Raw genomic sequence first — 15,515 nt, 5'->3', positions numbered from 1 at the left:
ATGAAGAAATTATTTATATTTTCAATGATATTAGCAGCAACCATGTCGTTCTTTGCTTCATGCAAAGACGACGATGGTTACAACGATGCAGACGCTGACCGTCTGCCTATGCCTATGTTCCGCAGTACACAGAACACGGCATCATCATCCACTCCCTATTATTGTGACATTGCTTCTAGAGTGGATCCAAATATCTCACTCTACCTGCAGCAGCACGGCTATAAGGCAAGTACACACGTGAATGACATGCGCTTATTCTGGTACGGTGTAGATGGTGCAGATGCATACGAATTGAAAGCAAAAGTAATGGGAACCTCATGGGACAAGGAGGAGAATCCAAATCTTCTGGATACCATTTTGACAGCAGACCAGCTTTCTTTCCTTCACGAAGACTTGCAGTATAGCACAGGTTATCTGTATGCCATCCGTGCCCTCGTTGACAGAAACGATTTGAACAATCCTCACAACTCCAAGTGGTTTGGTATGGGTGATGGTTCTCATCAGGTAGACCAGTCACGTGATGACAGCCGTAACCAAACCGGTGCTTTGACAACAGGTATGCGCTACGATGTACCAAGCGTATTCTGGACTGAGAACGTAACCAAGACTTCTATGGATGTGTGCTTCATGCCACAGACAGAAGGCGATTACGAGAAGGATTACAAGGATTTCTTCAAGGCTGGTGCTGAGGTAAAGGATGGAGAGTGGGTATTCGATGAAATCCGCGTAGTTCCATCTGCTGATAACGCACAGCTTCCAGAGCACATCATCAAACCTACTGCTGAACAGCGTGCTGCCGGCCGTGTTCATATTGAAGGTCTGGAATCCAACGCTGCTTATATCGTAAGCGGACAGAACAACAACATCAAGCGCTACTACGACCGCCAGTACAACTCTACCATGGTACGTATGGAAGGTGATCCTGGTGAACCAATCCTCATCAAGGCAAATACAGCAGAAGAGGCTAAGCGCGATACCTTGTTGCAGAACATGGGCTTGCAGAAGGGTAAGATCTTCGGTTGCGAGGACCTTGTTGCTACCCGTATCGATACCATCCTGACCAACTATATGTCTGACAATAAGATTGCAGAAGGTCAGATCTTCTATCTCGAAGGTGGCAAGACCTACTACTGCTCTTCAACAGTTGAAATGACCAAGGGCTTTACCATTGCAACCAATCCTGCGGATATTGCTGCCGGTAAGGGTCGTGCAACCATTCTCCAGGGAATCGGTTACAACAGCGAGGCTAAGACAGCAGCAAATGCCGTGAGCTGGGGATTGTGCCGTAATGCACGCTCTGGTGCTGAGAACGGTGTGACATTGGCTATCCAGCCTATCATCATGCAGGACATCAACTTCCACCCAATGGCTTGGTTCAACTACTTTGACCAGAAGGGAGAAAACGGTAATCCACAATGTACCATTACCCAGAACTACTTCATGAATATGTACAGCCAGGGATTGTCATTCTCACTCGCTGAACTTCGTATCGAAAGATGTACATTCAGTGGTCACGTTCGTGGTTTCATCCGTTTCCAGGGTCCTAACCGTCAGATTATCGAGAAGTTGACCGTCAACGATTGTGTATTCTACGATGAAGGTGGTTATGATACCAACGGCCGTGGTTACTCATGGTTCGCAGGTCCAGGTAACAACCGCAAGTCAAACTTCTACAAGAATTTGACCTTCACCAATAATACCATCATCAATAGTCCACGCCACGCCTTGATTACAGAGGCAAAGAACCTGGCTTGGCCTGATGGTACAACATGGAACATCAATGTATCTAACAATACATTCGTCAACTTCTCACCACGCTCTAACAACAAGAGCCACGGTTTGATGTTCGAAATCAAGTATGCTCCAGGTGGTTCTAAGATTACCTGCAAGAAGAACCTCTTCGTATTTGCCGGTAACAAGAATGATAGTGGCCGTGACTACTTCCAGAAGGGTATGATCATCGATACCAAGGATATTATTTACGACTTCGCAGACAACTACTCTACCGTAGTTCCTGCTTACGACAAGTATAAGTCATCTACAGATCCTAAGACAAGTCTCCTGGATGGTATGTTCATGCAGAACGCATTCTCTAACACCAAGACAGGTGCCGGCTACAACAAGGGAGCCCTCAACGTTGGTGGTATGGGTGAAACCCAAATTAAGTTTGGTGACAATCATAACAAGAATGAGGCAGACGCTGTAGGCTACCAGCTTGAGGCTGGCGAGCTCTTCAAGAGTCCTTGGACTATCGGTACAGTAAATGCCAAGGAGAAGTTCCAGAAGGATGCTTACCGTTATTCAGACATCAGTGGTTTCTACTACAATGCTTCTGACAAGGTGAAGAGACATCCTATCTATACCAAGGAAATCGGTGACCCACGCTGGCGCACTGGTAAGTCTTGGGATGGTGGCAAGAACCACACAGTAAAGAGTGGTGATCTGACTTACTAAATTATATTATCAGATATACATATTTAATAAAAAACAAAGAGGGCGAGCCTGTGAAGGTTCGTCCTCTTACGTTTTTAGCAAAACTGACCTAAAAAATGAAGCAGGCTTCGATGGCAAACGAAGCCTGTTTCGTTTGCCATCGAAGCCTGTTTCATAAAAAGGGGCATAACAGGGGGTCTCTAATCCTTAAAATCAATACTCAATTCGCCAGTGCCTAAAAGATTATAGCTCATACGATGATAAGGCGTAACACCAAATTCCCTGATGGCAGCACGATGCTTCTTGGTAGGATAACCCTTGTTGCCTTTCCAGTCGTATTGTGGGTATTCTTCTGCCAGCGCATCCATGTAATCATCACGATAGGTCTTGGCAAGGATGCTTGCTGCAGCTATAGCCAGATATTTGCCATCTCCCTTTACGATGGTTGTATAAGGCAAATCCTTGTAGGGTTTGAAGCGGTTACCATCCACGATAACTGCCTCCGGACGAACCTTGAGCTGGTCCAGGGCACGGTGCATAGCCAGAAAACTGGCGTTGAGGATATTGATTTTATCGATTTCTTCGGGAGTAACAATGCCCACAGCCCAAGCTACAGCATCACGCTCTATCTGCTCGCGGAGCGCCTTGCGCTTCTTATCTGTGAGCTTCTTACTGTCGTTCAATTCGGCATTCTGATAACCGGGCGGAAGGATAACGGCTGCTGCATATACGCTGCCTGCCAGACATCCTCTGCCAGCCTCATCGCAGCCAGCCTCTACCATATCCTTATAATAATGACTTTCTAACATAATTATGATGAATTTTACGTTTATCTCTTCACTCTTCACCTCTATTTTGTAACCGCCTAATTATAGGGCAGTTACAAAGATAAGGGCATTTTAACTCTTCACCCACTCTTCACCCACTCTTCACCTACTCTTCACCCTCATAGCACCAGGCGGTGAAGAGTGGGTGAAGAGTGGGTGAAGAGTCAGAGCGTCTCTTCAGCGCGTAAGTATCAGTATAACAATACGTTACGGCAAAAGGGTGAAGAGTGAAGAGTATTTGGGCATTCCAACCTCAACTTTCTGATAACTGCCAAACGCAAACAGCCAACTGTCCGCAGTAGCGCCAGTTGGCTGTTCTTTGCTTGCCAGTAGGTTGTCTTTCGCTCGCCAGTTGGCTAAATAAGGCTTTTACGTGCGCTGTAAACGGCTAAAATGATTTTTCCTTAGAACATCATAGCCACTCGTTTAACGCCCGCTACAAGCGCATCTATTTCTTCCTTTGTATTATATAGGGCAAAGCTGGCACGAACGGTGCCGAGAATGCCGTAGCGGTCCATCAAAGGCTGAGCGCAATGATGACCGGTACGTACAGCGATGCCCAGACGGTCGAGCAAGGTGCCCATATCCATGTGATGAATATCACCAACCAAGAAGCTGACAACGGCATCTTTGCCCTCCTGCTCCCCAAAAAGCCTGATTCCATCGATGGTTCGCATCTGCTCCATACAGTAACGGGTCAATTCCTGCTCGTGCTTGGCAATGTTATCCATACCGAGAGCAGAGACATAATCGATGGCCTTTGCCAGACCGTGGGTAGCTACATAATCAGGAGTACCAGCCTCGAACTTGAAAGGTAACTTCTCGAAAGTAGTCTTCTCGAAACTTACGCTCTCAATCATTTCGCCACCGCCCTGATAAGGAGGCAACTTGTCGAGCCATTCTTCCTTGCCGTAAAGCACACCGATACCGGTAGGACCATAAATCTTATGTCCGCTGAAAGCGAAGAAATCGCAATCCATATCCTGTACGTCCACAGCGAAGTGAGGAGTACTCTGAGCGCCATCCACCATGACAGGCACATCGTGCTCATGAGCAATCTTTATCATCTCTTTTACCGGATTCACCGTACCGAGCACGTTGCTCACCTGGGCAATGCTCACGATTTTGGTGCGTTCGGTAAATAAATTGGCGAATTCATCGAGGTTAATCTCACCTTTATCGCTGATAGGGATTACACGGATAGCGATTCCCTTCTTGGCAGCCTGCAACTGCCAAGGCACGATATTGGAGTGATGCTCCATGGTAGAGATAATCACCTCGTCGCCCTCGCTCATAAAAGCATCGCAGAACGATGAAACCACGAGATTCAGACTCTCTGTAGTACCACGGGTAAAGATGACTTCCTCAACCTTAGGCGCATTGATAAACTTGCGCACGGTTTCGCGGGCTGCCTCATGAAGGTCGGTAGCCTGCTGAGAGAGATAGTGAACACCACGATGCACATTGGCATTTACATTGAGATACTCGTCGCGCATGGCATCGAGCACGCACAATGGCTTCTGCGTGGTTGCCGCATTATCCAGATACACCAATGGCTTATCATAGACCTTTCTCGATAAAATCGGGAAATCTGCTCTTACTTGATTGATATCATACATATTTTTAAGAACTTAACTCCTTTAAAAGGATATTATCTACTTGCAAAGCTTGCAGCCCTCACACTTATTGAGTTCACCACGGAATCGCTTCTCTACGAGATGATGCAGGCGGTCACGCAATGGCTCCAGCTCCATCTTATCGATGACTTCATTGATAAATGCAAACTGAAGGAGCAACTTAGCCTCCTCGCGGCTCACACCACGCTGCTGCATATAGAACAATGCGGCATCGTTGAGCTGACCAACAGTACTTCCATGCGCACACTTCACATCATCGGCATAAATCTCCAGCATCGGCTGGGTGAACATACGGGCAGTCTTCGTAGCACAGAGGTTCTGGTTGGTTTCCTGAGAAACAGTTTTCTGGGCACCATGACGAACCAACACTCTACCGGCAAAAGCACCACGTGCCTCACCATCGAGTACATACTTATAAAGCTCGTTGCTGGTACAATGACCCACCTGGTGATCGATAAGCGTATTGTTGTCAACCACCTGGTTCTTGTCGGCAATCACACAACCATTGCAGAAGCACTCAGCTCCATCGCCCTTGAATACGAGGTCGAGGCGGTTGCGGGTAATACCGTTATGAAGCGTGATGACGTTATGGTTCACGCGGCTGTTAGCCTGCTGCTCGATATACACGTTGCTGACACGACGGTTCTTGTAATGAGTCTCCTCCAGACAATAGAGGTCGAGACTGGCATTCTCACCAACATAAGCCTCGATAACCTGAGTAGCGAGGAAGTTCTTATCATCAGCAGCATGGTCGCAGAAGAGGAACTTGGCCTCAGCACCCTGTTCCATAACGATGAGAACACGACGGTTTACCATCAAATCTACATCTGAACGAAGGATATTGATAACCTGAATGGTTCGCTCCACCTTCACGTTCTTTGGAACATAAATCAGCAAGCCATCCTGTGCCAGAAATGTATTCAATGCCGTGATGCCATCTTCATCGGTTTTGGCAATCTTAGCGTAGTATTTCTCGATGAATTCAGGGTTTTCTGCAGCAATCTTGTTCAAAGAGTCCACGATAACACCCTCTGGCAACTCCACCTTTGGCAATGCCTTGTTATAGAAAGCATCGTTCACCACGAAGTAGAGCGAAGTGCTCAGGTTAGGCACATCGCAGCGGAAAGCCTCGTATGGATCTACCGGAATTTCCAGACGGTTCAAGTTCAAGCCATAGTCTGGCTCGAAGATGGCGCTCATATCTGTATACTTGTATCTTTCTACCTTTCGGGAAGGGAAGCCCAGGCGACGGAAGTCCTCGAATGCAGCATCGCGCACCGCATTGAGCACCTCAGCACTGTTCTTCTTGATCATTCTCGAAGAAGACTGATACAAGTCTAAATATTGTTTTTCTGAAAGCATAGCCATCCTCCTTATTATTTCTCATCTACTTCAGCCTTGATCCAATCGTAGCCACGAGCCTCAATCTCCTTGGCAAGTTCAGGACCGGCAGTCTTCACAATTCTACCCTTATAGAGTACGTGAACCACACTTGGCTTAATCATATCGAGCAGACGCTCATAATGAGTGATGACGATGGCAGAAGTCTTGTCGGTATGCATCTTGTTCACACCGTCAGCCACGATACGCATCGCATCCACGTCGAGACCAGAGTCGGTTTCATCGAGAATAGAAAGCTTTGGCTCCAGCATAGCCATCTGGAAAATCTCGTTGCGCTTCTTCTCACCACCCGAGAAACCTTCATTTACAGAACGGCGAGCCAACTTGCTATCCAATTCCACCAACTCGCGCTTCTCACGCATCAGCTTCATGAATTCGCTTGTATTCAATGGTTCCAAACCCTGATACTCACGCTTGGCATTGATAGCCGCACGCATGAAGTTGGTCATGGATACGCCAGGAATCTCCACCGGATACTGGAAAGAGAGGAACAAGCCTTCACGGGCACGGTCCTCTGGCTTCATATCCAGAAGGTTCTTGCCGTTGAAGATAGCCTCACCCTCGGTTACGGTATAGAGAGGGTTACCTGTGAGCACAGCGCTCAAGGTTGACTTACCGGAACCGTTTGGTCCCATGATAGCATGTATCTCACCGTCGTTGATAGTCAGGTTGATACCTTTCAATATTTCTTTGCCTGCAATAGTAGCATGCAGATTCTTTACCTCTAACATAATTTTAGTCAATTTTTATCGATTTCATCGAGAATTATGATAACTATCCTACGGTTCCTTCGAGTGAAACACTCAGGAGTTTCTGTGCCTCAACGGCAAACTCCATAGGCAACTTGTTGAGCACATCCTTGGCATAACCGTTTACGATCAAGCCGACAGCCTCCTCGGTAGGAATACCTCGCTGATTGCAATAGAAGAGCTGGTCTTCTGAAATCTTCGAGGTAGTTGCCTCATGCTCGAACACGGCTGTATCGTTATGGGCATCCATATATGGGAAGGTATGCGCTCCACAATCGCTGCCCAGCAACAAAGAGTCGCAGGAACTGTAGTTGCGGGCATTGTCGGCATTGGATGTAGCACGAACCAGACCACGATAGGAGTTCTGGCTATGACCAGCCGAGATACCCTTCGAAATGATGGTGCTCTTGGTGTTCTTACCCATGTGAATCATCTTGGTACCGGTATCAGCCTCCTGATAGTTGTTGGTAACAGCCACGCTGTAGAACTCAGCTACAGAGTTGTCGCCACGCAAGATACAGGAAGGATACTTCCAGGTAATCGCAGAACCCGTCTCTACCTGAGTCCAGCTCAACTTAGAGTTCACACCGCGCAAGTCGCCTCGCTTGGTTACCAGGTTCAGCACACCACCCTTACCATGCTCATCACCAGGATACCAGTTCTGAACGGTAGAGTATTTCACCTCAGCATTATCCTTGACGATAATCTCTACGATAGCTGCATGAAGCTGGTTCTCATCACGCATTGGCGCTGTACATCCCTCTAGGTAAGAAACGTAGGCATCATCATCGGCGATGATCAATGTACGCTCAAACTGACCGGTGTTACGGGCATTGATGCGGAAGTAACTGCTCAACTCCATCGGACAGCGGACACCCTTAGGAATATAAACGAATGAGCCATCACTGAATACGCAACTGTTCAAGGCTGCATAAAAGTTATCACGATAAGGAACTACGGTTCCCAGATACTCTCTTACCAAATCAGGATGCTCCTTCACAGCCTCACCGATACTGCAGAAGATGACGCCCTTTTCACGGAGTTTCTCCTTGAAAGTAGTCTTTACCGACACAGAGTCCATGATGGCATCCACGGCAGTGCCGCTCAAAGCCAAGCGCTCCTCCAGAGGAATACCAAGTTTATCGAATGTCTTCTCCAGCTCAGGATCAATCTCCTTATTCTTCGGCTTCTTTGCCAAAGGGTCGGCATAGTATGAAATCTCCTGGTAGTCAATAGGTGGCACGTGAACGTGTCCCCACTTTGGCTCCTTGAGCGTCTTCCAGTAATTGTAGGCTTTCAGACGAAATTCGAGCATCCAGTCTGGCTCTCCCTTCTTCTGCGAGATCAGGCGCACAACATCCTCGTTGAGACCCTTTTCTATGATTTCAGTATGTACATCGGTGGTAAAACCATACTCGTATTTCTGGTCTATCACATCCTTGACAACCTGATTCTGTTCTTTCTCTATTTCTGCCATTGTTATTTAGAATAACCTTTCGTTATTTTAACCCTAAATAGGGATAAGCCGCTGAGGACTCATCCCTACCTTATTATATATATGATAGAGCGAAAAACAAATGATTTCTTCACTTTTCGTTCTTCACTCTTCACTTTATTAAAGCTTCTGCTCTACCTCGATCTCAGTGAAGGTCTCGATAACGTCGCCCTCCTGAATATCGTTGTAGTTGACGAGGCTCAAACCGCATTCCATACCGGTAACCACCTCCTTGACATCGTCCTTGTAACGCTTCAAGGCACCGATTTCTGCAGTACGTATCACGATACCGTCACGGATGACGCGAGCCTTATCCTTAGCGTGTACCTTACCCTCGGTAACGAGACCACCGGCAATAGTACCCACCTTAGAAATCTTGAAGGTTTGCTTAACCTCAACCTGACCGGTAACGATTTCCTTCTTCACCTTGTCGAGCATACCAACCATCGCACTCTTGATATCGTCGATAGCATCGTAGATGATAGAGTATGTGTTGATTTCAACACCCTCACGGTCGGCAGCCTTGCGAGCATCGGCAGATGGACGAACCTGGAAACCAACGATGACTGCATCTGATGCAGATGCCAGCATCACGTCGTTCTCAGAAATCTGACCCACAGCCTTGTTCACCACGTTCACCTGAACCTTCTCGGTAGAAAGCTTGATGAATGAGTCGCTCAAAGCCTCAACAGAACCATCGGTATCACCCTTCACGATGACGTTCAACTCATGGAACTCACCACGTGCGATACGGTGAGAGATATCACCCAGGGTCAAGCGCTTCTGAGTACGCAAGCCCTGCTCACGCTGCAACTGCTCACGCTTGTTGGCGATTTCGCGAGCCTCCTGCTCAGTCTCGATTACGTGGAACTGGTCACCTGCAGTAGGCGCACCGTTCAAACCGAGGATGATAGCTGGCTCAGCAGGAGCTGCTGACTTGATGTTGGCATTACGCTCATTGAACATCGCCTTAACACGACCCCAAGAAGTACCGGCGAGTACGATGTCGCCAACCTTCAAGGTACCGTTGGCTACCAATACGGTAGAAACATATCCACGACCCTTGTCGAGAGAAGACTCGATGATGGTACCTGTAGCACGACGGTTAGGGTTAGCCTTCAAGTCGAGCATGTCAGCCTCGAGGAGCACCTTGTCGAGCAAATCGTGAACACCGATACCCTTCTTGGCACTGATTTCCTGGCACTGATACTTACCACCCCACTCCTCAACGAGCAGGTTCATGTTAGCCAAGTCCTCACGGATACGGTCTGGGTTAGCACCTGGCTTATCAATCTTGTTGATTGCGAATACCATAGGCACACCGGCAGCCTGGGCATGAGCGATAGCCTCCTTGGTAGTAGGCATCACAGAGTCATCGGCTGCGATGATGATGATGGCGATATCGGTAGCCTGGGCACCACGGGCACGCATGGCGGTAAACGCCTCGTGGCCTGGAGTATCAAGGAAGGTTACCTTGCGACCGCTTTTCAGGGTCACACTATAGGCACCGATATGCTGGGTAATACCACCTGCCTCACCGGCAATCACATTGGTATTGCGGATATAGTCGAGCAAAGAGGTCTTACCATGGTCTACGTGACCCATGACGGTTACGATTGGAGCACGTGGAACCAAGTCGTTCTCATCATCCACTTCCTCGCTCACGGCCTCCTGAACCTCGGCACTCACGTATTCGGTCTTGAAACCGAACTCCTCAGCTACCATGTTGATGGTCTCTGCATCCAGGCGCTGGTTGATAGATACCATGATACCTACGCCCATCAGCGTAGAGATAACCTGAGTAACGCTGATATCCATCATCGTAGCCAACTCGCTAACGGTAACGAACTCAGTAAGTTTCAGGGTCTTGCTTTCCTTCTGCTCCTGACGAGCCTGATCCTGCAACTTCTCCTGAACAGCCTCACGCTTCTCCTTACGGTACTTAGCACCCTTCTTGTTCTGACTCTTGCTGGTCAAACGTGCAAGAGTCTCCTTAACCTGGCGTGCTACAGCCTCGTCATCAACCTCGATCTGGCGCTGGTTGCCGCGGTTGTTGTTATTGCCGCGATTATTATTGTTATTATTTCTGTTGCGGTTTTTGTTCTTCTTGTTATTACCGCCGTTGTTGCCATTACCTCCGCCATTATTCTTAGCTTCGGCATTGATGTCAACACGTTCTTTGTTGATACGAACACGCTTTTTGCGCTCATTGTGCTGTTGAGCCATTTTCTCCTCACGTTCCTTGCGGCGCTCCTCCTTGGTTTTCTTCTTAGGACGAGTGCTCTGGTTGAGAGAAGACAAATCTATCTTGCCCAACACCTTAGGCTCATTAGCAGTAAACTTCTTCTCACTCTTGAGAGTAAACACGCTGTTGTCTGCTGCGCCAGCAGAATGCTGTGCAGTTTCATTCTTAGCATGATGATGCTCTTTCTTTCCCTGAGGAGCATTCTGCTTATTCATCTGAGCGTTTGACTGCTGTGATTTCTGATGATTTTCCTGTTTCATTTGCTGTTTATGCTGAGAAGCCTGTTGTGGCTTCTGTTCCTTCTTTTGCTCAGCCTTAGGAGCGTCTTTCTTCTGCTCAGGACTGACGGCAGCAGTCTCAGGCTTATCCGCAACAGACTCTGCAGCAGGCTTCTTACCGATATTGTCCAAGTCAATCTTTCCCAGCGGCTTATACTGCTGCTGTCCATTAGACTCCAACAAGCTTTCAGCGCGATTGTCCTTCTGCTCTGGCGCACGCTTCTTATCTTTTGCTTTTTTGGTAAAGAGTTTCTCAGCCTGATCACGAACCTCTCTGTCCTGACTGAAGGCATCATTCAATGCCTTGTATTGCTGGTCGGTGAGTTTGAAGCTCGGTTCTGCCTTGACATCTCCCAGGTCTTTTCTTTTCTCTAGGAATTCAACTGCCGTCTGAAGTCCTATATTTAATTCACGTAGTGCTTTATTTAATCTGATGCTCATAAATTATTTATTCTCCTATTTTTAAAGTTAGATTCCCTGCAAGCACTCGCTGGCAAGGGAATTATTGTTCGAATTCGGCGCGCAACACGCTGAGTACATGATCAACGGTCTCCTCTTCGAGGTCGGCCTTCTCTATCAGCAAGTTGCGAGGTGCATTGAGTACCTGCTTGGCAGTATCAAGACCGATGCCCTTGATAGCATCGATAACCCACTGGTCAATCTCATCAGAGAACTCATCCAAGTAGATATCCTCATCGGCCTCATTCTCGTCTACCTCACGGAATACGTCGATGGTATATTCTGTAAGCATAGAAGCCAGTTTGATGTTCATACCGCCACGGCCGATAGCCAAACTAACTTCCTCAGGCTGCAAGTAAACCTCTGCTTTCTTGTTCTCATCATCAACATTGATTGAAGAAACCTTGGCTGGAGCCAACGCACGCTGAATGAAGAGTTTAGTATTGCTTGAGTAGTTGATGACATCGAGATTCTCGTTGCAAAGTTCGCGAACGATACCGTGAACGCGGCTACCTTTAACACCTACACATGCGCCAACCGGGTCGATACGCTCATCGAATGTTTCAACAGCAATCTTAGCACGCTCTCCCGGAAGACGGGCGATACGGCGGATTGCAATCAGACCGTCTGCAATCTCAGGAACCTCAGCCTCCAACAGGCGCTGCAGGAAGATTGGAGCAGTACGGCTCAAGATAATCTTTGGATTATTGTTCTCGTTGTCTACACGAAGGATGACCGCACGAACAGTCTCACCCTTGCGGTAAGTATCACCAGGAATCTGCTCAGTCTTAGGCAACATGAGCTCGTTGTTCTCATCATCTACAATCAGAACCTCGCGCTTCCAAACCTGATAAACCTCACCAGAGATAACCTGACCTACGCGATCCTTGTATTTGTTGTAGAGTGAATCATGCTCCAACTCAAGAATCTTGGAAGCCAAAGTCTGACGAAGAGTCAAGATGGCACGACGACCAAACTTATTGAAGTCAACCGTCTCACTTACATCCTCACCAACCTCGTAATCCGGCTCAATCTTACGAGCCTCAGAAAGTGTAATTTCCTTATTTTCATCTTCAACTTCGCCATCAGCAACAACTATACGGTTGCGATAAATTTCGAAGTCACCCTTGTCAGGGTTCACGATGACATCAAAGTTTTCGTCACTACCAAAAATCTTGGCAAGTACATTACGGAAGCTCTCCTCCAATACACTTACCAATGTAGTACGGTCGATATTCTTTGTTTCTTTAAACTCGCGGAATGTATCAATCATACTCGCTGTCAATTCTTGCTCTTTTTTAGCCATAACTTAATTGAAACTAATTATGTATTTTGTATATTTTACTTTATCCATCTGGTAAACGTGATCAACCTCCTGCTTAACCGGACGTTTTTTACCTTCAACCTTTACCTTTTCTTCAACGCCAACTGTGAAGTCATTTCCTTCAACAGCTTTCAAGATACCCTTCACCTTCTTGCCGTCGGCATCAAGCACCTCTACCTCCTTGCCAATGAAATTGATATACTGCTGCGGAACTTTGAACGGTTGACCCAAGCCTGCAGAGCCAACTTCGAGCTCATAGTCTTCCTCGTCACGGTTCAAATGATCCTCAATATACTTACTCAAGGCAACACAATCCTCAATCCATACTCCATCGGCATGGTCAATCTCAACAACGATTCTATCGTCGGGACTGATTTCAATGCTTACCAAGAAATATTCCTTATCTTGGAGCCATTCTTCAACTAATTTTTTTACGACGTTTTTATCAATCATATATACCTTATTAAAATAAAATGAGGAACTCTTGTGAGCCCCTCATTCCACTGAACGTTGCAAAATTACAAATATTTTTGTGATTAGCCAAAAAAAATGCAACTTTTTATTCGCAACGTGCACATTTTTAATCGATTGTGCACGTTTTTGTACTTATTTCTTCACAGGATGCAGTATTTTTTCGTATTCTGATGGAGAATTCAGCAATTTTACTGCTTCCTTAATCTGCTTGTCGTAACGCATGGAATTCTGGATGGCACCGCGCTGGAAATAATAGGCAGAAACGATGTCATTTTCCAACAGATGCTTGATGTAATCCTTGTTATAATCCAGATCCTTTGCCACATTATGACTCAGTTTTTTCTTCAAAGCCTCAAACTCAGCCTTGGCATCATCGTAGTAGCCTTCAAACTTAGCGAGTTTTTCCAAGTCCTTGAGATACTTTTCTGTTTCACGGTCGTACTGGAAGTTAGCCTTCAACACGCGTGTCTTGAATTCATCATAGTCGGCATCGGTCAGCGAGAATTCCTTCGCAGGAGCAATAGCAGGATGCTTGGCGATATAATCAACCTCATAATTAAGCATCACCTCATTACTGTCGCGGGCACCAGCCAGATAGAAGGCGATGTTTGGCAAAGAATCAGGCTTTACTTCTACATCCGGCTTCACGCCACCTCCATCTCTCACTTCTCTGCCACCTGCGGTATAGAACACCTTGGTAAGAGAGTCGGGAACATGCTCCACATAACCACCCTTATCGTGCTTATAGTTGAGTGCCTGAACGCATCGACCGCTAGGAATGAAATATTTAGCAGTAGTGAGTTTCACCTGTCCGTTATAAGGCAAATCCATGGTAGTCTGCACCAATCCCTTTCCATACGTGCGCGTACCTAATATTACAGCACGGTCATAATCCTGCAGACTGCCGCTCATGATTTCACTGGCACTGGCAGAATTCTCGTTCACCAATACCACCATCGGCATAACGGAATCTATCGGTTCAACCGTGGTCTTATAAACATGATTAGAACGCTGCAACTTTCCCTTCATCTCCAAGACTGTCTTACCTTTAGGCAAGAACATATTGATGATGCTGACCGCTTCGGTAACAGAACCACCACCATTATTACGCAGATCGAAGACAAGACTCTTGGCTCCTTGCTTTCTCAAATCGATGAAAGCACGACGCACTTCCTTGGCAGACTGCTCGGTAAAGGAATTGAAGTTTATGTAACCGATGCTGCCCTCCAACATGCCATAATAAGGCAAGAACGGCAACTGGATGGTACGGCGTGTTACCTTCACCTTCATCGTCTTGCCTGTACTTGGACGCTTAACTTTCAGCATGAAAGAAGAACCCGGATCACCACGAAGATGATCGCTGACATAGCTCACCTCCTTATTGGTCATATCCTCATCATCAATACTCAGGATGATGTCACCCTTCTTCAGTCCCACTTCTGCAGCAGGCATATTCTCGTAAGGCTCGCTGATACAGACGCGCTGCAACTGGAAATTGTAGCGTATCACCGCACCTACACCCGCATACTTGCCGGTGAGCAGGTTCTTGAGTTCCTTCATCTTCTGCTCAGGATAATAGGTAGTATAAGGGTCGAGACTACGCAACATGGCATTGATACCATTACCGACCACAACTTCAGCATCGAGCGTATCAACATACATCAAATCGAGATTCTTGTAGATGGCATTGAATATTTCCATATTCTTTGCGGCTTTGAAGTCATGATCTTTGTCAACCTGGGCAAAAGTAGGAACTGCCAGGAGCACCATAAGCAAGGAGAACAGTATTCTTTTCATTGTTACCTTATTTAATTGTATATGATTCAACTTATTGGTTATTTCCTCCTCCTCTTCACGGCATTCGCCCTCGGGAGAAGATTTCGACCACAAAAGTACTCATTTCTTTGCGAAAAACACCATAAAATAGGCAAAAAGTGGCACAAAGATAAGAAAAAATACACTTTTTTAGAGAAAAAGCGAAAAAAGTCAGCAAAAAATTTGGCAGAATGAAGAAAAGTTAGTACTTTTGCACACGCAAATAAGGAACGTCATGTTCTTTACAGAAAAAATGCTTCAATAGCTCAGTTGGTTAGAGCACCTGACTGTTAATCAGGGGGTCGTTGGTTCAAGCCCATCTTGAAGCGCAAGAGAGTTTCAGGTTAGCCTCGTAACTCATCTTCTTTCATAGCAAAT

General features: G+C 46.7%; 10 protein-coding genes and 1 tRNA gene. 2 read left to right on the top strand and 9 right to left on the bottom strand.

The features are described from left to right. Positions 1–2,454, top strand: a complete 2,454-nt coding sequence (locus FO447_RS13105; RefSeq protein ID WP_200756718.1) for a hypothetical protein — start codon at positions 1–3, stop codon at positions 2,452–2,454. Between the two features lie 179 nt (positions 2,455–2,633). On the opposite strand, the gene FO447_RS13100 is transcribed toward FO447_RS13105, so the two are convergent. The 9 genes from FO447_RS13100 to FO447_RS13060 all read right to left on the bottom strand — a co-directional run bounded on the left by FO447_RS13100 (position 2,634) and on the right by FO447_RS13060 (position 15,119). Continuing rightward, entirely contained in the window at positions 2,634–3,242 is a 609-nt protein-coding gene (locus FO447_RS13100) for a ribonuclease HII (RefSeq protein ID WP_200756716.1), read from the bottom strand. A gap of 422 nt (positions 3,243–3,664) precedes the next feature. Continuing rightward, a complete protein-coding gene (locus tag FO447_RS13095; protein WP_118081079.1) occupies positions 3,665–4,879 on the bottom strand; it encodes an aminotransferase class V-fold PLP-dependent enzyme in 1,215 nt (404 codons plus the stop codon). Between the two features lie 36 nt (positions 4,880–4,915). Further along, entirely contained in the window at positions 4,916–6,259 is a 1,344-nt protein-coding gene (gene sufD, locus FO447_RS13090) for a Fe-S cluster assembly protein SufD (protein ID WP_200756714.1), read from the bottom strand. A gap of 14 nt (positions 6,260–6,273) precedes the next feature. Beyond that, a complete protein-coding gene (gene sufC, locus FO447_RS13085) occupies positions 6,274–7,029 on the bottom strand; it encodes a Fe-S cluster assembly ATPase SufC (protein WP_022120772.1) in 756 nt (251 codons plus the stop codon). Positions 7,030–7,072: 43 nt separating this feature from the next. Further along, entirely contained in the window at positions 7,073–8,524 is a 1,452-nt protein-coding gene (gene sufB / locus FO447_RS13080) for a Fe-S cluster assembly protein SufB (RefSeq protein ID WP_022120773.1), read from the bottom strand. Positions 8,525–8,662: 138 nt separating this feature from the next. Beyond that, positions 8,663–11,506 carry a translation initiation factor IF-2 gene (gene infB / locus FO447_RS13075; RefSeq protein WP_118151125.1) on the bottom strand — a complete coding sequence of 948 codons (2,844 nt, stop codon included), beginning with the start codon at positions 11,504–11,506 and terminating at the stop codon, positions 8,663–8,665. A gap of 61 nt (positions 11,507–11,567) precedes the next feature. Beyond that, entirely contained in the window at positions 11,568–12,830 is a 1,263-nt protein-coding gene (nusA, locus tag FO447_RS13070; RefSeq protein WP_022120775.1) for a transcription termination factor NusA, read from the bottom strand. Positions 12,831–12,833: 3 nt separating this feature from the next. Next, on the bottom strand, positions 12,834–13,301 hold the full coding sequence (gene rimP / locus FO447_RS13065; RefSeq protein WP_006849190.1) for a ribosome assembly cofactor RimP: 468 nt from the start codon (positions 13,299–13,301) through the stop codon (positions 12,834–12,836). Positions 13,302–13,454: 153 nt separating this feature from the next. Then, positions 13,455–15,119 (bottom strand): S41 family peptidase, encoded by a 1,665-nt coding sequence (locus tag FO447_RS13060; protein WP_118063351.1) that lies wholly within the window; start codon positions 15,117–15,119, stop codon positions 13,455–13,457. A gap of 273 nt (positions 15,120–15,392) precedes the next feature. On the opposite strand from FO447_RS13060, the gene FO447_RS13055 reads away from it, so the two are divergent. Further along, positions 15,393–15,466, top strand: a tRNA-Asn gene (locus FO447_RS13055). Positions 15,467–15,515 lie beyond the last annotated feature (49 nt).

This window comes from Segatella copri, assembly GCF_015074785.1.
Taxonomy (GTDB): Bacteria; Bacteroidota; Bacteroidia; order Bacteroidales; family Bacteroidaceae; genus Prevotella.
Note: the sequence above shows the minus strand (reverse complement) of the source record. Positions and strands in the feature narration are given on the sequence as shown.